We start from the raw sequence: 19,293 nt of genomic DNA, 5'->3' as shown, positions 1-19,293 counted from the left end.
GAAATATCATTGAATGACTTTCCTCAAAAGAGGGGGTTCGCAACCCAGTCTTTTTTGCTGCGTAGTGAGTTGGTTTTCACTTAAGGTTGCTCAGCCAACTGACTCAAAGCATTTTCTGCATTGGCTAGCTGGTTAGAATCGGGATATTCGCTAACAACCTTTTGATAATAAGTTTTTGCCTTTTCTAGGTCTTCCTCTTTTTCTGCTATCTTTGCTAGATAGAAATAGGCATCATCAATGAAGTTTTCGTTCGAAGTATACTTTAGTGCACTTTCTAAGCTAACCTTTGCATCAGCAAAATTGTTACTTAAAAATTCGCTCTTTCCCTTGGTGTAGAGGCTATCGGCAGCCTTTGGATAGGCTGTTGCCTTCACTGTGTTGTATTTGGCAATGTCTTCCTCGCTAAAGCCCATTGTATCGATACGTTCTAAGGTGGCAACACAGGTTTCAAAATCGTTATCAGTCATTTGAGATACAGCCGTTTGAAGTAATTCAAGGTTGGCTTGCTTTGTTTCCTCGCTGCGAAGGCGTTTGTTTTCTCCTTGTAATGTTTCCAGTTCTGTTCTCATTTTCAAAACTTCGTCTGGGGTCATTTTGGTTTCCCCTGCATAGCTATCCACCTTTGTCTGAAGGTCAAGGATGGTTTTATCCTTGACTTCGTTAATGGCGGGCATGATGAGAACCAAAATAACAATGGCAGCTGAACAAATACCAACCAGGAAAGAGATGAGATCTCTTTTTTCTAAGACACCAATTTTCTTTTCTTTCCTTTTGTATCTAGGGATGGGAGGGGCACTGTCCGTTTTTTTTATGGAAACGGTTTTTTGCAAGGCATCTTCTTTCGCATCTGTGGGGCGTTGCGCCTTTTTGCGAATACCGTTGGCAGTGCCAGCGCTGATACTGTTTGCGTACTTTAATGCTTTTGGATTTTTCTTATCTTTTTTCAGCACAATATCAATAAAGTGCTGGGCTCGTTTATGATTATTTTCTTCAATGCAACAAAGGATTAAGAGGTTATAGGCCTCGATAAAGTTAGGGTTGCTATCGATAGCTTTTTTAAGCTGAATAATAGCCATATCGTCACTACCATGATTTAGATAGAGAAGCGCCTGATTATACATCACCACAGCGTCATTGTATTTTTCCATTTCTCGGCCGTTTTTTTGCAAAAAGTCCATATAGCCAACTGCCGGGTTATTCTCTTTTGCGATGGAGGTGCTAAAAATCCAGTGTTTTAAAGCATCTGCAATTCTACCGGTTTCGCAATAAATAAGCCCTAATAAATTTCGGGCTTGGGTATTATTTTTATCAAAAAGAAGGCTTTGCTCCAATTTTTCTGCTGCGCCGGAAAGATCCATTTCCTTAGCCATTTCCAATGCTTCGTTATACAAACGGATGGACAAGTTTCTGGTTTTAAGGAAAACAAAGGTATCAATTCCGCACTTAGGGCAGAGGAAGCCTTGGGAAAAGTTAAATCCACAATTCGGGCATCTCATTTTCATCGCTCCTTTGCTTATTCCTGGGAAGCATCGATTTTTTTATCTTTTGCAATATGCTCAAGTATATCAACTAAGTCCTTTAATTGATTGGGTTGTAATGCTTCTTCAATTTGGTCTAGCTCGAGGATAGGTTGATATCTTGCAAGTTCATCTTTAAAATTGAACATAATGAAACCTCCTTGTTAAATGGACAGTATATAGGAACGCAGAGCACCAATCATATAAAGGGAACCGCAACACAAAATAATATCAGTTTCTGGGGTGATTTGCAATGCTTTTTGATATGCATTTTCAATTTCAGGTTCGATATAGAAAGGTAACTCCTTGCGAAATACAATATTGGCCAGTTTGTTAGCGTCCAGCTTGCGCTGACTATGGGGTTCTGTTAAAACAACTTGATTGGCAAAGGGCAAAATCAGTTCTGCCATTTGCTCATATTCTTTATCCCCCAAAACGCCTAAAACTAGGGTGATTTTTCTGTTTTCAAAATAATTTCGTACACTTTCAGCCAAACGGCGAATTCCATCCACATTATGGGCGCCATCCAGCATGACTAAGGGGCTTGTTCTGCAGATTTCCATTCTGCCTGCCCAAAAAGTGTTGGAAATACCACTGCAAATTTGATTTTTGGTTAAAGGAAAGCCCTTTTCTTTCAAAATTTCACAGGCGGCTAACACTGTAACGCAGTTTTGTACTTGATGAATGCCTAATAAAGGTAAAAACAGGTTATTATATACAAAGGTAGGTGTGTTTACATCAAAAATAGTTCCTTCCAAAGTCTGAGAGGAAACTTTGATTGCTGCCTCTTTCTGGCAATAAAAAGGAGCCTGTAAAGCTTCTGCCCTGTTCTTAACAATATTATATACTAATTCTTCCTGAGAATACAACACCACAGGACAACTTTTCTTAATGATACCAGACTTTTCCAATGCTATTTGCTCAATGGTGTCCCCTAGAAATTCCGCGTGATCCAAGCTGATGGACATAATGATACTTAAAACTGGGTTTTCAATAATATTTGTTGCGTCAAACCTACCACCTAGGCCAACCTCCATAATGGCTATGTCAACATTTTCCTCGGCAAAATAAAGGAATGCGGCACCTGTAATCACTTCAAATAGGGTGGGGGCATCCTTGCCTTCTTTAACCAATTCCTTACAGGCATTCTTTGTTTTGGTAATGACGCGTGAAAAGGCCTCGTCACTTATTTCTTTACCGTTGATGAGAAAACGTTCGTTGTATTTTTCAAGGTGAGGTGAGGTGTAAGCGGCCGTTCGGTATCCTCCCTCCTGTAGTATGGAGGAGAGCATTGCCGTTGCAGAGCCTTTTCCATTCGTGCCGGCAATATGAACAGTTTTTAATTGTTTCTCTGGGTTTCCGAGCTTTTCCATCAGCTGGGTGATGCGCTCTAGCCCAGGGCAGGAGGCAAAACCAATTTCTTCTTCCAAATAAAAGATGCTTTCTTCATAATTCATTTTTGTTCTCCAATCTTTCCATATGCAAAGAAACCAAAATTCATATTTTTTAGAGAGACAATTTGATGCAATAAAAGGATGCCTCTCATCAAAATTAAATTTTGGTTGCATTCAAAGTAATTTGAGGTTAATTCTAAGTCTAGTGATTTTTTAGAAGCAAAAATACCAATAGCCTTTGACGAAAAATTTTTTATCAAATGCTGTATCTATTATATCAAGAATGTTGCTTTCTGCAAGATTATTAAGAAAACTGAAAAAGAAAATTACGATGGGATTTAGATTTCAAATTAATGTTGTCTGAAAGAGAATTAAATTGTATAATATAACAGATTTGTGGGTAAAGAAAGGAGAACTACCATGAGCGAACATATGGATAATGATAGAGACAAAAGAAGGCAGTTGGAAAGAAGGCGCCAAAGAGAGAAAAGACGTCGCAGAAATAAGATATTGAAATTTAGCCTATTTCTGATTATTGCTGTTGTAATTGGTTTTTTGAGCTTTGGTATGATGAAAAATTTTATGATGTCCTCCACGGAGGAGCCCGTTTTGACTGGGGAAACAGTCACCGTAACCATTCCTGAAGGGGCACCCACTTCAGCCATTGCTGAAATTTTAAAAGAGAATAAGCTGATTAAAAGCACCTTTATGTTTCGTGTAAGCAGTAAGCTGGATGGGTTTGACGGAACTTATCAGCAAGGAACCTATGAGGTGGACAAAGGATTGAACAAGACACAGATTATGGAGTTGCTGCAAACAGGCGTGGTGTTTGACGATGTTAAGTTTACCGTTCCCGAAGGTTACACAACAAAGCAAATTGCACAAAAGGCGGAAGAAACGGGAATTTGTACGGCAGCGGAGTTCATTGAGGAATGTAACACAGGCAGTTTTGACTTTGAATTTGTAAAAAACCTACCAGACAGAGAGTTTAAGTTGGAGGGTTATCTTTTCCCTGATACTTATTATATCAAAGAAGAAACAACCGCCCATGATTTGATCAATGCCATGTTAAATCGCTTCCAGCAAATGTACACTAAGGAATATGAGAATGTGGTAGCGGCCAGCGGCTATAGTTTAGATGAGCTGGTTACCATTGCATCTGTAATAGAAAAAGAAATTAAGGTGGATGAGGAACGCCCTCGGGCAGCTGGGGTAATCTATAACCGCTTAAATGAAGGAATGCCTTTGCAGGTGGATGCAACAGTTTTGTATGCCATGGGCATTGTAAAGGAAGACATTACAACGGTGGATTTGCAATATGACTCACCTTACAATACCTACAAGGTTTCAGGGTTACCTTTAGGCCCGATTTCTAACCCCGGGGAACTATCCTTTAAAGCCGCCCTTTATCCTGAGGATAACAAGTATATTTACTATGTTGTGGAAGCGAAGGGGCAGAATAACCATGTGTTCTGCGAGACTTATGATGAGTTTTTGAAAGCCAAGGCAAATTATAAAGCCAGTGGCAATTAAAATAGGAGAGAAAATAATGAATTATGTAACAGATGAAACCATGAATACCTTTTTGCGTACCATTCAACCCATGTATGATGGTGTGCTAGGTGAAATACAAAGGGAGGCCAATGCAGCCAATGTGCCCATTGTTCCCCTGGAAACTGCTAGGCTCATTAGTGTTTTGCTAACAATGAAAAGACCAAAACATATTTTAGAAATTGGCACAGCCGTTGGTTTTTCTGCAGGGCTTATGAGCCGTTACCTGCAGCCAGGAGGAACAGTAACCACCATAGACCGATTTGAGGTAATGCTAAAAGATGCACGTCCTAACATCAAGCGTATGGGTCTTGAGGATACAATTACTATTTTGGAGGGGGATGCAGCGGATATATTGCCTACCCTAGAAGGACCCTATGATGTGATTTTTTTGGATGCAGCCAAAGGGCAGTACAGTAGCTTTTTGCCCCATTGCCTGCGTTTGATGCCCGTAGGGGGAATCCTCATTGTTGATGACGTTTTGCAGGGTGGCACCATTGCCCAAACCCGTTACTGCGTTCCAAGAAGACAACGTACCATCCATAAGCGTTTAAGAACCTTCCTTTGGGATATAACACATAACGAAGCCCTGGAAACTTCGATTATCCCCATTGGTGATGGTATGGCTCTTTGCTATAAAACAAAGGAAATAGAAGGAGAAACGAAAAATGTTGAAACAGAATAAGCCGGAGCTTTTGGCCCCTGCAGGAGATTTGGAAAAGTTGAAAATCGCAGTTTTATACGGTGCCGATGCGGTTTATATTGGTGGTGAAGCCTATGGCTTACGTGCAAAGGCAAAAAACTTCGATTTGGATACCATGGCAGAGGGGATTCGATTTGCCCACGACCATGGTGCAAAGGTGTATATCACTGCTAATATTTTTGCCCATAACGAAGACTTTCAAGGCATGGCCGAGTATTTTAAAGCAGTTGAAAAAATTGGCGCAGACGCTCTGATTATTTCTGACTTGGGTGTGTTCTCTGTGGCAAAAGCGGCAGTGCCCAAAATGGAAATTCACGTTTCCACACAAGCCAACAATACCAACTATATGAGCGCAAAAATGTGGTATCAATTGGGGGCAAAACGTATTGTTACCGCCAGAGAGCTTTCTTTTGAGGAAGTAAAGCAGATTCGAGATAATATTCCTAAAGATATGGATATCGAATCTTTTGTCCATGGAGCTATGTGCATTTCTTATTCAGGCAGATGCCTTTTAAGCAATTATTTGAGTGGCAGAGATGCAAACAAAGGGGCTTGTTCCCACCCTTGCAGATGGAAGTATCATCTGGTGGAGGAAACCAGACCAGGAGAATATATGCCCATTGAGGAAAACGAAAGAGGCACTTATATTTATAATTCTAAGGATCTTTGTATGATTCAGCATATCCCCGATATCCTTGAATCAGGAATTATGAGCTTGAAAATTGAAGGACGTATGAAAACACCCTTTTACGTAGGTACAGTGGTTAAGGCATATCGTCAGGCCATTGATGATTATTTGGCTGATCCCGCTCTTTATCAGGAAAGATTGCCTTATTATTTAGAGGAAGTATCTAAGGCAAGCCATAGGGATTATACAGATGGTTTCTATTACCAAAAACCCGATGGAAATCAGCAGATTTATAATAGCAACACATACATTCGCGGCTTTGATTTTATCGGAATGGTGCAGGAGGATAGTGACCCTAGCACAGGCATTGCCGTCGTAGAACAACGCAATAAGTTTTCCGTTGGAGATGAGATAGAGGTAATGCCTGCCAAGGGGGATGCCTATACCATGATGGTAACCAAAATGTGGGATGAAAAGGGGAATCCTGTGGAATCTGCACCACATCCTCAGCAAGTTTTACGAATTTTATTCGAAAAACCTGTGAAAAAATTTGATATGTTGCGCAAAATTGTGTTGGATGCTAAATAAAAAACTTGATTTTTGTCACAAAAAAGGCTATCCTATATAGTAGAATTGAAAAAAAGGAAAAGGATAAGCTTATGGAATTAACACAGTGTATCAACTATTTATTGACTACGGCGCAGCATTCTGTATTTCAGTATTTGAATTCTAAGTTGTCGGAGTATGATATTACGCCTTCTCAGTACGGTGTATTAAGCTGCTTATGGCAGAGGGACTTTGCTACCCCTAAGCAAATTTCTGAAATTCTTTGCTTAGAAACATCTACAATATCAGGGGTGTTGGATCGTATGCAAAAAAAAGGTCTGATTGACCGAGTAATCAACAAAGAAGATAGACGTGAAGTAAGAGTAGTTCCTACGGAAAAGGGAAAAGCTTTAGAAGAGCCGATTTCAAAAATTATTGATGATGTTAACGCTGAAGTTTTGAAGTGTTTTTCCGACGAGGACATTGCAGTCTTAAAAAATAATCTAAGGATTATTGCAGATGGAAGTCATTTTGCAGAAGGGTAAATAAGAAAGGTGGGTCATAGACCTGCTTTTTTTATTGGGGTAAATCAATATGTATCAGGGCCAGGCCCTGGTTTAATCTTCTAATGCGGCATTGAGTTTTTTCAATGCTTTTTTTTCTATTCTTGATACGTACTCTCCTGTTACATTAGGGCTAAAAAGTTTCTATGAGTACCTTTTATTGATTGTAAATAATAAAACTATTATTAAAAAGCAGACGATTTCGTCTGTTTTTTTTTCTTCAAAACTTCTCTACCTTCCATCTAATAGAAGCTGCGGCGGGGGTTTTAAAAAACAGCAACTGTAGTTGAAGTTTTCAATGGTTTCAACAGTTTCATGCTTCTTATGATTTGGTAAAGGTTGTGGATGATAACACCTTTTTGTAAATTAGCTATAGTTTATGAATGAAACCTTCCAATAAAGTTAACTTTAGGGAAAGTTTTTACGAAAAGGAGGATTTTTCTCGAAGCGTTAATAGTATCTGAAAAATTATATTTATTTTTTCAATGAATTTATAGGATTTGTTGTGAATTCTTTATATATTTAGAAATTGGATTACTCTTTTTTCTTGGAATTAGGTTGCCACCACGGAAAGTTTTTATAAAATAATAGAATTTACATTCATTTAAATTTTTTAGAGTGTATTGACATTCCAGTGATTGTATGGGCTATAACTAAAGTATGCTTCGTAAAGGGAAGAATTGGAGCAAATTTTGTTTCACCCTCAAATAAAGACACAGAGTTTAAAGGGAAACAAGGGTATGCACAATGGTATGTTTCTACTGAATATCAATTAAGAAAGGATGAAAAGAATGGATTTTTCATTAACGAGAGAACAAGAAATGTTGAAAAAGCTTGCTCACCAATTTGCAGAAAACGAATTGGAGCCCGTTGCAGAAGAAATTGATCGTGAACATGTTTTCCCTGCAGAAAACTTTAAAAAAATGGCTGAAGTTGGCCTTACGGGGATTGGCATTCCAAAACAATATGGTGGCTCTGGTGGAGGCACGCTGGAAAAGGTCATTGCAGTTTCTGAATTTGGGAAAAAGTGTATGGCATCCGCTTCTATTTTATCAATTCATTTGATCGCACCTCAGGCTATTCTAAAATATGGCACAGAGGAGCAAAAACAAAAATTCCTGCCCCGTTTGACAAAAGGCGGAGAACTGGGGGCATTTGCTTTGACAGAGCCAAATGCAGGCTCTGACGCAGGGGCAGTAAAAACAACAGCCATTCTGGATCCTGCAACAAATGAGTATGTTTTAAATGGCACAAAGTGCTTTATTTCTGGTGGTAGCAGAGCTGGGGTCTTGGTTCTGTTTGTTTTAACAGACCCGAAAAAAGGCTTAAAGGGTATGTCTGCCATTATTGTAGAAAAAGGCACACCTGGATTTACCATTGGTAAAATTGAATCAAAAATGGGCATTGCTGGTTCCGAAACAGCAGAACTTATTTTTGAGGATTGTCGTGTTCCTGCTTCTCACTTGCTTGGAAAAGAGGGAAAAGGCTTTAAAATTGCCATGGAGGCTTTGGATGGAGCTAGAATTGGCGTAGGTGCTCAGGCAATTGGCCTTTCTGAGGGAGCCATCGACCTTTCTGTGAAATATGTAAATGAACGTATCCAGTTTGGTAAGCCTATTGCAAACTTGCAAGGTATCCAATGGTATATTGCTGATATGGCAACAAAAACGGCAGCAGCCAGAGCTTTGGTGGAATTTGCAGCTTACCTTGAAGATGCAGGAAAGCCTTTTACAAAAGAATCTGCTATGTGTAAACTGAATGCCTCCGAAAATGCACGCTTTGTTACGAATTTGGCTTTGCAAATTCATGGTGGCTACGGATATATGAAGGATTATCCATTGGAACGTATGTATCGAGATGCTAAAATTACTGAAATCTATGAAGGTACATCCGAAATACATAAAGTTGTAATCGCCAGAGAGGTAATGAAAAGATAAAAAAGGAGTGTTTTCGGTTATGAGAATTTATGTTTGTGTAAAACAAGTTCCCGATACATCTGGGAAAGTTGCTGTTAACCCTGATGGTACATTAAATCGTGCTTCCATGGCTGCTATTATTAATCCTGACGATATGAGCGCCATTGAGCAAGCATTAAAATTAAAAGATGCAACAGGATGCCAAGTTACCGCAGTAACCATGGGACCTCCTCCTGCAGAAGGTATGCTTCGTGAAATTATCGCAATGGGTGCAGATGATGCTGTTTTGATTTCTGCTCGTGAATTTGGTGGTTCAGACACCTTTGCAACTTCACAAATCATTTCAGCAGCGATCCATAAATTAGGCCTTGGCAAAGAGGATATGATTTTTTGCGGCAGGCAGGCCATTGATGGGGATACTGCTCAGGTTGGCCCACAGATTGCAGAAAAACTGGATATCCCTCAGGTTACATATGCTTCAGGAATTAAAAAAAGCAACAACTTGATTTTAGTAAAACGTATGCTGGAAGATGGATATATGATGATTGAGGTGGAAACACCTTGCTTGATTACTTGTATCAAAGACAAAAATATCAAGCCTCGCTATATGACCTTAAACGGAATTATGGAGTGTTATAGTAAACCTTTATTGGTCGTGGATTATGAAGCACTTAAGGATGAACCATTAATTGAACTGGACACTATTGGACTAAAGGGCTCTCCTACAAATATTTTCAAGTCTTTTACTCCTCCTCAAAAGGGCGTTGGCGTTATGCTACAGGGGTCAGATAAAGAAAAAGTGGATGATTTGGTTGGCAGATTAAAGAATAGACATGTCATTTAATCGAAAGGAGATGGGCTAGTTATGGGTTTTAATAGTTCAGATATAAATGCTTTTAGGGATATATGGGTTTTTTGCGAACAAAGGGAAGGCAAACTGGTCAACACTGATTTTGAACTGATTTCTGAAGGCAGAAAATTGGCAGATGAGCGGGGCTCCAGATTGGTTGGTGTTTTGCTTGGTCATGAAGTAAAAGAGATTGCCAAAGAGCTGGGTGGATACGGTGCTGACAAAGTTATTGTTTGTGATCATCCTGAATTAAAATTTTATACCACTGATGCTTATGCAAAGGTTTTTTGTGATGTGGTAATAGAAGAAAAGCCAGAGGTTATTTTGATTGGTGCAACAAATATTGGTCGTGACTTAGGCCCCAGATGTGCAGCACGTTTGCATACGGGTTTGACCGCAGACTGTACCCATTTGGATATTGATATGAATAAATATGTAGATTTCCTTTCTACATCCTCAACCTTGGATTTATCTAATATGAGTTTTCCTATGGAAGATACTAACTTAAAAATGACACGACCTGCCTTTGGCGGACATCTGATGGCTACTATTATTTGTCCTCGCTTCCGCCCTTGTATGTCCACAGTTAGACCCGGCGTTATGAAAAAAGCCGAGTTTAGCCAGGAAAAGGCGGATGCATGCCAGGTAGTGATGCGCCACGTTGAAATTTCTGGGGATGAGTTGAAAACAAAGGTAATCAACATCGTGAAAGAAGCAAAGAAAATGGTAGACCTAATTGGTGCCGATATTATTGTTTCTGTTGGTCGTGGTATCAGCAAAGACGTTGAGGGGGGTATCCAGCTGGCAGAAAAACTTGCTGATGCCTTTGGCAATGGTGTTGTTGGTGGTTCTCGTGCAGTAATAGATTCTGGCTGGTTGCCTGCAGATCATCAGGTTGGGCAAACAGGGAAAACAGTCCATCCTAAAGTATATGTTGCCCTTGGTATTTCCGGTGCCATCCAGCATAAAGCAGGAATGCAAGACTCCGAACTGATTATTGCAGTAAATAAAGATGAAACAGCTCCGATTTTTGACTGTGCAGACTATGGGATTACAGGTGACTTATTTAAAGTTGTTCCATTGATGATTGAAGCAATCAAAGAGACCCAGAATGCTTAGTTCAGGAAGATAGAAGATAGGTGGGTCTTTGTACTCACCTATCATTCTGGTTAAAAGTTTATAAAGGGCATTGTCCAATAAAACTCTTGTTTTGTCAAGAAAGAAGGAGAAATGAGCCATGAGAACGGTATCTATATTAAGCTATAACATGACCACAGCCGATGGAGCCAACCAGGATGGGCTAATCCCAATTGGCCGCCAGTTTGACTTTATTGGTGATGTAGAAACAGAAGAAATGATTTTGGTGGACGGGGATGAATCCCTTTGCCTGGGCTATGAGGATGTAAAATGCTATAAAGATGTTTATGTAGGGGATATGATCGATTTTAAAGCCACATTAACCCATGTGGGTAATACTTCCCGTGATTGCTGGATTGAAGTGTTCAAATTGGCAACCCCTGCATTCCGTGAAGGAAAAACAGACTGCAAACCGGGAGAAATGATCTGGTTTGACGAGCCTGTGCTATGCACAGAGGGTAAAGTGCGACTTGTGGTTAAGAAGCACTTACAGCGTGGCGAACAACCTGATGGCAAGGTGGTTGACCCTTGGCGTCCATTGGCAGACTTTCCGGAATAAGAAACTCTTTATTTTATAGAAAAGGGGAATGAATCATGAATGAGCAACAAAGTGTAACCTTTCGTTACCGCATGTCGGATAGAGATGTATTTTATGGCGGCGGAGTAGTCAATGGAGCTAGAAGTATTACCCTTGCCAACGATGCTGCAAACCGATTAATGGCAAAAGTGTTTCAAAACACAGGCCATTGTGTGGAAGTGAGAAAAGTGCGTTTGTATGAACCTTGTTTTGCAGGGGATTATATGGAATTTATTGCAAGGATTAAAAAGATGGAAGGAAACCGTGCGGTGATCGAGGTTCGCTCCTTCAAAATCATTGAGGTACCGGAAAATCCGCCTTTTCCAAGCTCTATTGATGTGCTGCCTGAACCACCTTTATCAACGGTAGTGCAGTTTGTTTACGAACCATATTAATTTTGACCGTTTTAAGAGGGGGATATTATGAAAAAAGCACTGGAAGGTTTGAAGGTAGTTGACCTTACAACAGCATTAAACGGACCTTTTTGTACTATGATTTTAGCGGATTACGGAGCAGATGTTATAAAAATCGAACCCGTTGAGGGGGAACAATGCCGATCTTGGGGTCCACTAGATGAAAAAAGTGGTGAAAGTGGCTTTTATAATTATGTGAATAGAAATAAAAAGGGTGGCACCTTAAATTTAAAGTCAGAAAAAGGCTTAGAAATGTTTTATGAGTTGGTGAAAGATGCCGATGTTTTGGTGGAAAATTTTAGAGGTGGCATTACAAAAAAATTGAAAATCGACTATGAAACAATAAAAAAATTGAACCCTAACATAATTTATGCTTCTGGTTCTGGCTTTGGTCAATATGGCCCCATCACCCACCGTCCATGCTATGACATTGTTGCTCAGGCTATGGGTGGGATGATTAACCTAACTGGATTTAAAGAAACAAATCCTGTAAAGGTTGGGCCTTCGGTGGCTGATCACGTTGCAGGGATTTACTTAGCATTGGGGGTAATGATTGCCCTTTATAATCGTAAGGTGACAGGCCTTGGCCAGCAGGTTGATGTTGCCATGTTTGATACCATTTTCAGTTTGCTTGAAAATGCTTTGGTTAACTACACCATTGGGGGCTTTATTCCTGAAAGAAACGGCAATGTTGACCCATCTATATCTCCTTTTGATGTGTATGATTGTAAAGATGGATTTGTTGCTTTGGGGGTTGGGAATGATAGGTTGTTCCAAAAATTCTGTGTCACCATTGGCCACCCTGAGCTTATTGAAGACCCACGCTATACTAGCAATGAACTAAGATGCAATAACTACATACCGGATTTGCAGAATTTGATTCGCGGATGGTGCAGTGAATATACCAAGAGTGAAATTGAGACAATCATGGACGAAGCAGGTATTCCGTGTGGCCCTGTATTAAATGTAAAAGAGGCAATCGAACATCCTCATATCAAGGAAAGAGAAATGATGGTTCACTGCCAACATCCCACAGCGGGAGATCAGTATTTCCAAGGTTGTGTCATCAAGCTTTCTGAAACTCCAGGGGAGGTTGAAGCACCATCTCCACTCTTAGGTCAGCATAATGCAGATATTTTTGGTCTTTCTGATGAGGAAATCAAAAAGCTAAAAGCAGAAGGTGTTATTTAACGGACCCAAGAAAAGGCCCCACCTTCTTTCGGTTGGGGCCTTTTCTTGTCAATTTAGGGTAAACTTGGATTTTGGATGAAAGAGTGGAAATGAATTAAGGCGTTTGATTCCATATTGTAAGGGTTTGGAAACCCTTTGGTGTAAGGAGAAAAAAAGGTGGAGGTGTAAATTTACATGAGAAAGGTGTCCGTATTAAGCTATAACATGACCACAGCCGATGGAGCTAATCAGGATGGGCTAATTCCAATTGGCCGACAGTTTGACTTTATTGGTGATGTAGAAACAGAAGAAATGATTTTGGTGGACGGGGATGAATCCCTTTGCCTGGGCTATGAAGATGTAAAATGCTATAAAGACGTCTATGTAGGGGATATGATCGATTTTAAAGCAACATTGACCCATGTGGGCAATACTTCCCGTGATTGCTGGATTGAAGTGTTCAAACTGGCTACCCCTGCATTCCGTGAAGGAAAAACAGACTGCAAACCGGGAGAAATGATCTGGTTTGACGAGCCTGTGCTGTGCACAGAGGGTAAAGTGCGACTTGTGGTTAAGAAGCACTTACAGCGTGGCGAACAACCCGATGGCAAGGTCGTTGACCCTTGGCGTACTTTGGGAGACTTTCCGGAATAAGAGGGTTTTTATTTTATAGAAAAGGGGAATTTAGCGATGAGTGTACAACAAAGTGTAACATTTCGTTATAGGATGTCAGACAGGGATGTTTTTTATGGCGGTGGAGTAGTCAATGGAGCTAGAAGCATTACTCTTGCCAATGACGCAGCAAATCGATTAATGGCAAAAGTATTTCAAAACACAGGCCATTGTGTGGAAGTGGGAAAAGTGCGTCTGTATGAACCTTGTTTTGCAGGGGATTATATGGAATTTATTGCAAGGATTAAAAAGATGGAAGGAAACCGTGCAGTAATCGAGGTTCGCTCCTTTAAAATCATTGAAGTGCCGGAAAATCCGCCTTTTCCAAGCTCTATTGATGTGCTGCCCGAACCACCATTGTCAACAGTAGTGCAGTTTGTTTACGAAAGCTATTAAGCCTATGAATACCATTGAGTGCATTAAAACAAGGCGGAGTATACGTCGGTTTTTACCACAAAAAGTGACCCATGAAGTGGTGGAACAACTGATTGATTGTGCCAGATGGGCTCCATCATGGAACAATTGTAAGGCAGTAAGATATACTGTTTTGGAAAAGGAAGAACACTTGCAGTTGCTTGCCAATACCCTGATGGCGCCTGAGAATGTTCACATTGTAAAGAATGCCCCCTTGGTACTGGTTATTTCCAATGTGAAAAAGCGTTCGGGTTATGAGAGGGATGGTCACGTTGCTTCAGCAAAAGGCGATAGCTGGGAGATGTTTGATGCAGGGGCTGCTTGTCAAACCTTATGTCTTGCTGCTGCAGAGTTTGGACTAGGAACTGTAATTATGGGTACTTTTGATGAAGATGGTATTTCCAGTTACATTGGATTGCCGGAAGATGAGAAAATAATTGCACTGGTGGCTTGCGGCTACCCCCTTGAGGTACCAAAGCCCCCCAGAAGAAAGGAAGTTTCGGAAATTCTAAGATATTTTTAACACATGAATGAAAGGGTAGGAGTTTCATCCTGCCCTTTCATTTTTTTTGTAAAGGATATGATAGATAAGAATAATAGCAGACAACAGGGGATTATTTTTGTTTCTTTTTTTCGATAGGGATGATGATTTTTGTGACGTGTTCTTCGATGTTATTAATGTCGAGGGGGGATATGATAAATTCCTCTGAGACAGGACCGATAATTTTATATTGATTTTGATTAATCCATTGCACCAGTCGAATATGAGTATGTATGATATCTGCGTAGTTTCCGATATGAATGGCCGTTGCTGCGGCGAAATTACCAAAGGGTCTGAAGCAATCATCTTCGTTTACGGATTCAACAGTAATGCCAAACTCAATGTCTGTGTCTGTGTATAAAAACTGCTCTAAAGGGTTGCAATAGTAGGTGACGATGATTGTACCCTTATTTTTCACATTTAGCTTTTCACACATATCTATTATTTCTACCCATCTATGAACCGAAACTTCAATGTTAGAGTAGTTTGTCATAGTTCTTCTGGTATAAACCAAATTGGTTTCAGGTATTTCCTCAATGGTAATATCCTCAATGGCGATGTCATCTTTGATGCTTAAAAGATCTACACCTGTTTTTAAACGCTGTAAGAAGGAATTGGTTGCGGCATATTTTCTTTGCAAGCAATTAATTTCATCCAACAATTTCGTTAATTTTATTTCAATATTCTTTTCTAGATTATCTGCTTTGTTGCCGGTGATAATACTTTGAATTTCTTTTAACCCAAAGTCCATGGTACGGAGTTTGCGGATAATACACAAAGTAATAAGCTGATTTTTACTGTAATAGCGATATCGACTTACTTCATCTCGATATTCGGGAACAACGAGTTCTATTTCATCATAGTAGCGCAATGTTTTACTGGGAATATTACATATTTCTGAAACTTCTCTGATAGAGAATTTGTACTCTTGGCTCATTTTCTCATCCTCCCCACAAATGATATTGGATAGTATAGCACAAATGGATATATTTTTCAATTTATAAGAGGTAAACATTGCAACAAAAATGGAAGTTTGCCCCAAATAGGTTATTTATGTCCCACCTATGCATTTTTGCAATATAATGCTTTATTGCGTAGGGGGATACAGTAGTAGGAAGGTTTATATGAGGTGTGGGTTTTTTGTAGGAAAATATTTGAAGAAATAATATTGACATTCCCCTAACAGCAATGGGTATAATCAAGCTATGAAATTGTTAAATTATCACAGTTTTTGTTTAAAAATATAAAAAAAATTAGCACAGACTTGCATAAAATCCATTATAATAAATGCAAACCCAATGCAATGTAACCAACAAAAGTGTCGAAAATTAAATTCAATTGTAAATTTTTTATTTTGACAAAGAAAATGCGAAAAGTTCTAAATATGCACCACAAATACCATTAGATAATGGGGAAATCAGAACAATGTTTCCCTTCAAAACCTACGGATTCATACTTATTACTATGGCTTACTGCTATATAGCTCATAATAAGTGCAATCATAAACTTTTCATAAGAGACTTTCGGAAGGAGGCAAGGCAGGGCAGGTAAAAGTGAAGAAGAAAAAAAGCTATTTTAAACAAGGGAAGGTGAGTGTTAATGGACTTAATAATTAAAAACGGTACTATTGTAACAGAAAAAGAGATGTTTAAAGGTGATATTGCTGTAAAGGATGGAATTATTGCGGCAATTGGCAGTGACCTCTCTGACATTCCTTGTAAAAATGTTGTGGATGCAACGGGTAAGCTGGTTTTGCCAGGGGCAATTGATGCACACACCCACTTAGCAATGCCTTTTGGGGGCACAATCTCTGCGGACGGATATTATGCAGGAACAAGAGCAGCAGCTTGTGGCGGTACAACAACAGTTTTTGATTTTGCTCTTCAAGATTTTGATGAAAAGATGATAGATGTAGTAAAAAGAAGAGATGCTCTGGCAGCACCGGAAGCGGCGGTGGATTATGCATTTCATATTGGGGTAAAGGATGTTCATGGGGAGCTTTTGGATTCCATGAAAGAGGCAGTGGAATTTGGTGTACCTTCTTTTAAAGTATTCATGGTTTACGATTTCGGCGTAACCGATGGTGTATTTTACCAGGTTTTGGAGAAGGCCAAAGAAATCGGCGCACTCATTTGTGTTCATGCAGAGAATAATGAAATGGTAAATACATTAGTAGCAAAATACAGCGCCGAGGGCAAAGGCGATGCATGGCATCATTATATGTCCCGTCCGGAGTTTGTAGAGGCAGAAGCAGACTTTAGAGCCATTTCCTGGGCTAAATCTTTGAATGCACCTTTATACATAGTACATTTGGCAAATAAAAAAGGTGTTGAATATGTAACAAAAGCAAAGGAAGAAGGCTACAAGATTTACGCTGAAACTTGTCCTCAATACCTAAATTTTACTTGTGAAGTTTATAAAAGAGAGGACGGAAGAAACTTTGTTTGTTCTCCTCCTATGAAGGGCCAGGAGAGCCAGGATGCTCTTTGGGAAGCCTTAAAACGTGGAGATATCGATACAGTTGCTACAGACCATTGTCCATTCCAACAGTCCGAAAAGGATTGGGGTAAGGATGATTTTAGAAAGATTCCAAACGGTTGTGCCGGCGTTGAAAATATGTATCCTTATATGCTGGCAAAGGCAAATGCTGGGGAAATTTCTTTCATGAAAGTCGTGGAGGTTTGTTCTGGCAACCCTGCAAGAATTTTTGGGTGTACACAAAAAGGTGGCTTAATTGTAGGTAAAGATGCAGACATCGTAATTTATGACCCTGAAAAGGATTTTACTGTAACTTGCGAAAATATGCATTCCGATTATGACCACACGATTTGGGAAGGAACGCAGTTGCATGGATATCCTGTAAAAACCTTTTCAAGAGGGCGCCTTGTTTACGAAGATGGCGAATTCAAAGGCGAACCCGGTTGGGGTAAGTTAGTGAAGAGAAAATTGAGTCAATAAAATCTAAAAAAGATGGAGAGGGTAATATGAGTAAATATACGCAACAGGAAAGAGATGGTCTTTTTGAGCTAACACCAGAAGCGGCTTCCGAACTCAGCAATTCTCAATACTACAATCCAGACTTAGCACCAACCACAGTGAATGAAAGAACTTGGAATGCCCTTAGTATTTGTAACCTTTGGGTAGGTATGTCAATCTGTATTCCCTCATTGGCACTTGCATCCTCCCTGGTTGCTTTGGGTGTTTCTCCAATGCTTTCCGTAATAAACGTTATTTTAGGTAACCTGATTGTTTTAATTCCAATTCAGCTGAACTCTAAAATTGGCACAAAATATGGTATTCCGTTCCCAATTTTCTCCAGGATGACATTTGGTAATAAGGGAACACAGCTACCTACATTTTCAAGGTCTATTATAGCCTGCGGCTGGACGGCAGTGCAAAGTTGGGTAGGAGGTGGCGCTATTGCAGCCTTGATTGGGATTGCCATCCCTATGTTTGCGGATCAGACAGCAACGGTTGCCCTTCCAGGCAATGACAGTGTTGTTCTTGGACAGTTAATTGGTTTCTTTATTTTCATGGTATTAATTTTCGTGGTTGCATACAACGGTATTGAGAAAGTTAAATGGGTTCAGAACGTTGGCGGCCCTATTCTCATTATCGTAATTTTGGGATTATTGCTGTGGTCCTTAAATGCCATTACGGATTCTGGACATTCTCTTATGAATGTATTTACAGCTGGTAATGATGAAGTGCTGATTGAGCAAAATGGTGGGTTCGCCTTTGTTTATATGGCTGGTCTAACGGGTAATATCGCCTTCTGGGCCACCATGGCTTTGAATATTCCCGACTTCTCTAGATATGCAAAGAGCCAAAAGAGTCAGTTTATGGGTCAGTTGATCGGTATGCCAATTCCAATGGCATTGTGTGCATTCGTTGGTGCATTGTTTGCACAGGCAACAAAATACACTGTTGGCCAGCCTCTATTTGACCCCACTAGTGTTTTCTACTATGTAGATAATAAGCTTTTGGTTGCAGTTTGTGCCATCGGTGTAATCATGGCAACAATTACAACTTGCGTTGCTGCAAACGTGGTAGCCCCTGCGAACGGTTTTTCTAATATTTCGCCAAAGAAAATTAACTATAAAAAAGGTGTTATCATCACTTGCTTGGTAGCAACCTTTATTACCCAGCCTTGGTGGATTTATGGTTCAGGCGCAAGCTACATTTTTAACTGGTTGAACAACTATGGAACAATTATAGCTCCTGTTGCAGCAATCTTGATTGCAGACTACTTTATCTGTAAGAAACAGCTTGTAGACGTGGCTAGTTTGTATAAGGGTGAAGGTGGAAGATACTGGTACAATGGCGGTTGGAATAAAAACGCTATGATTGCTTGGGGTGTTTCTTTCATTATACCTCTGTTGGGCAACACAGTATTGAAATACCACGCAGGTTCCGGCGTGCAGCCTAACTTCATTCAATATTTGGCAGCAAATGGCTATATTATCTCTTTCGTAATTGCAATAGTTGTTTATGTTGCTTTGATGAAATCCACAGTAGGCAAAGCACATTATGGCTATGTGACAGCAGAAGAACATGAAGCTTTCACCATTAACCAAGACTGATAAAAATGCAAGGGTAAGTTTTGTTAATCATTTGTTTATAGCGGGCTATGTTGGGTTGGAGTCTTATTCCAACTCAACATCTTTTAAAAATTCCAGACGATCCAAGATGGTTGGAATT

The 19,293-nt window shown here is 39.8% G+C and carries 19 protein-coding genes; 15 read left to right on the top strand and 4 right to left on the bottom strand.

The annotated features are described in order from the left end of the window. Window positions 1-80 precede the first annotated feature (80 nt). From ABVZ64_RS00230 to ABVZ64_RS00220, 3 genes are read right to left on the bottom strand one after another with little or no spacing between them, the layout of a single operon-like run. The gene (locus tag ABVZ64_RS00230; RefSeq protein ID WP_352399047.1) at window positions 81-1,496 is read right to left on the bottom strand and encodes a tetratricopeptide repeat protein; all 1,416 of its coding nucleotides are present in this window, start codon (window positions 1,494-1,496) and stop codon (window positions 81-83) included. 17 nt (window positions 1,497-1,513) lie between these two features. Next, on the bottom strand, window positions 1,514-1,666 hold the full coding sequence (locus ABVZ64_RS00225) for a hypothetical protein (protein ID WP_352399046.1): 153 nt from the start codon (window positions 1,664-1,666) through the stop codon (window positions 1,514-1,516). Between the two features lie 15 nt (window positions 1,667-1,681). Beyond that, complete coding sequence (locus tag ABVZ64_RS00220; RefSeq protein ID WP_352399045.1) at window positions 1,682-2,974, bottom strand: bifunctional folylpolyglutamate synthase/dihydrofolate synthase; 1,293 nt, start codon at window positions 2,972-2,974, stop codon at window positions 1,682-1,684. A 357-nt stretch (window positions 2,975-3,331) separates the two neighbouring features. Here ABVZ64_RS00220 and mltG point away from each other — a divergent pair, with 357 nt between their 5' ends. The 13 genes from mltG to ABVZ64_RS00155 all read left to right on the top strand — a co-directional run bounded on the left by mltG (window position 3,332) and on the right by ABVZ64_RS00155 (window position 14,574). Further along, complete coding sequence (mltG, locus tag ABVZ64_RS00215; protein ID WP_352399044.1) at window positions 3,332-4,444, top strand: endolytic transglycosylase MltG; 1,113 nt, start codon at window positions 3,332-3,334, stop codon at window positions 4,442-4,444. 16 nt (window positions 4,445-4,460) lie between these two features. Continuing rightward, window positions 4,461-5,147, top strand: a complete 687-nt coding sequence (locus ABVZ64_RS00210) for an O-methyltransferase (protein ID WP_352399043.1) — start codon at window positions 4,461-4,463, stop codon at window positions 5,145-5,147. Further along, complete coding sequence (locus ABVZ64_RS00205) at window positions 5,131-6,381, top strand: peptidase U32 family protein (protein WP_352399042.1); 1,251 nt, start codon at window positions 5,131-5,133, stop codon at window positions 6,379-6,381. The genes ABVZ64_RS00210 and ABVZ64_RS00205 overlap by 17 nt, the downstream gene beginning before the upstream one ends. Window positions 6,382-6,452: 71 nt before the next feature. Next, the gene (locus ABVZ64_RS00200) at window positions 6,453-6,884 is read left to right on the top strand and encodes a MarR family winged helix-turn-helix transcriptional regulator (protein ID WP_352399041.1); all 432 of its coding nucleotides are present in this window, start codon (window positions 6,453-6,455) and stop codon (window positions 6,882-6,884) included. 809 nt (window positions 6,885-7,693) lie between these two features. Beyond that, complete coding sequence (acrC, locus tag ABVZ64_RS00195; protein WP_352399040.1) at window positions 7,694-8,839, top strand: acryloyl-CoA reductase; 1,146 nt, start codon at window positions 7,694-7,696, stop codon at window positions 8,837-8,839. A gap of 19 nt (window positions 8,840-8,858) precedes the next feature. Beyond that, complete coding sequence (acrB, locus tag ABVZ64_RS00190; RefSeq protein WP_352399039.1) at window positions 8,859-9,662, top strand: acryloyl-CoA reductase electron transfer subunit gamma; 804 nt, start codon at window positions 8,859-8,861, stop codon at window positions 9,660-9,662. 21 nt (window positions 9,663-9,683) lie between these two features. After that, window positions 9,684-10,787, top strand: coding sequence for an acryloyl-CoA reductase electron transfer subunit beta (gene acrA / locus ABVZ64_RS00185; protein ID WP_352399038.1), 1,104 nt, complete (start codon window positions 9,684-9,686; stop codon window positions 10,785-10,787). 118 nt (window positions 10,788-10,905) lie between these two features. Further along, window positions 10,906-11,364: a beta-alanyl-CoA:ammonia lyase gene (locus ABVZ64_RS00180; RefSeq protein WP_352399037.1), complete on the top strand. Its 459-nt coding sequence runs from the start codon at window positions 10,906-10,908 to the stop codon at window positions 11,362-11,364. Between the two features lie 35 nt (window positions 11,365-11,399). Continuing rightward, window positions 11,400-11,777: a hotdog fold domain-containing protein gene (locus ABVZ64_RS00175; RefSeq protein ID WP_352399036.1), complete on the top strand. Its 378-nt coding sequence runs from the start codon at window positions 11,400-11,402 to the stop codon at window positions 11,775-11,777. 27 nt (window positions 11,778-11,804) lie between these two features. Next, window positions 11,805-12,986 carry a CaiB/BaiF CoA transferase family protein gene (locus tag ABVZ64_RS00170; protein ID WP_352399035.1) on the top strand — a complete coding sequence of 394 codons (1,182 nt, stop codon included), beginning with the start codon at window positions 11,805-11,807 and terminating at the stop codon, window positions 12,984-12,986. A gap of 174 nt (window positions 12,987-13,160) precedes the next feature. Beyond that, window positions 13,161-13,619, top strand: a complete 459-nt coding sequence (locus ABVZ64_RS00165) for a beta-alanyl-CoA:ammonia lyase (RefSeq protein WP_352399034.1) — start codon at window positions 13,161-13,163, stop codon at window positions 13,617-13,619. Window positions 13,620-13,655: 36 nt separating this feature from the next. After that, window positions 13,656-14,033: a hotdog fold domain-containing protein gene (locus ABVZ64_RS00160; protein WP_352399033.1), complete on the top strand. Its 378-nt coding sequence runs from the start codon at window positions 13,656-13,658 to the stop codon at window positions 14,031-14,033. Then, window positions 14,014-14,574, top strand: a complete 561-nt coding sequence (locus ABVZ64_RS00155; RefSeq protein ID WP_352399032.1) for a nitroreductase family protein — start codon at window positions 14,014-14,016, stop codon at window positions 14,572-14,574. The genes ABVZ64_RS00160 and ABVZ64_RS00155 overlap by 20 nt, the downstream gene beginning before the upstream one ends. A 91-nt stretch (window positions 14,575-14,665) precedes the next feature. Here ABVZ64_RS00155 and ABVZ64_RS00150 read toward each other — a convergent pair whose 3' ends face one another. Beyond that, on the bottom strand, window positions 14,666-15,529 hold the full coding sequence (locus ABVZ64_RS00150; protein WP_352399031.1) for a MerR family transcriptional regulator: 864 nt from the start codon (window positions 15,527-15,529) through the stop codon (window positions 14,666-14,668). A 662-nt stretch (window positions 15,530-16,191) separates the two neighbouring features. Between ABVZ64_RS00150 and hydA the strand changes: the two genes are divergently transcribed. Both hydA and ABVZ64_RS00140 read left to right on the top strand, forming a co-directional pair. Then, window positions 16,192-17,550, top strand: a complete 1,359-nt coding sequence (gene hydA / locus ABVZ64_RS00145) for a dihydropyrimidinase (protein ID WP_352399030.1) — start codon at window positions 16,192-16,194, stop codon at window positions 17,548-17,550. A gap of 26 nt (window positions 17,551-17,576) precedes the next feature. Further along, window positions 17,577-19,175 carry an NCS1 family nucleobase:cation symporter-1 gene (locus ABVZ64_RS00140; protein ID WP_352399029.1) on the top strand — a complete coding sequence of 533 codons (1,599 nt, stop codon included), beginning with the start codon at window positions 17,577-17,579 and terminating at the stop codon, window positions 19,173-19,175. The last annotated feature ends 118 nt before the right edge of the window (window positions 19,176-19,293 follow it).

The organism is Anaerotignum sp. (assembly GCF_040307045.1).
Taxonomy (GTDB): domain Bacteria; phylum Bacillota; class Clostridia; order Lachnospirales; family Anaerotignaceae; genus Chakrabartyella.
Note: the sequence above shows the minus strand (reverse complement) of the source record. Positions and strands in the feature narration are given on the sequence as shown.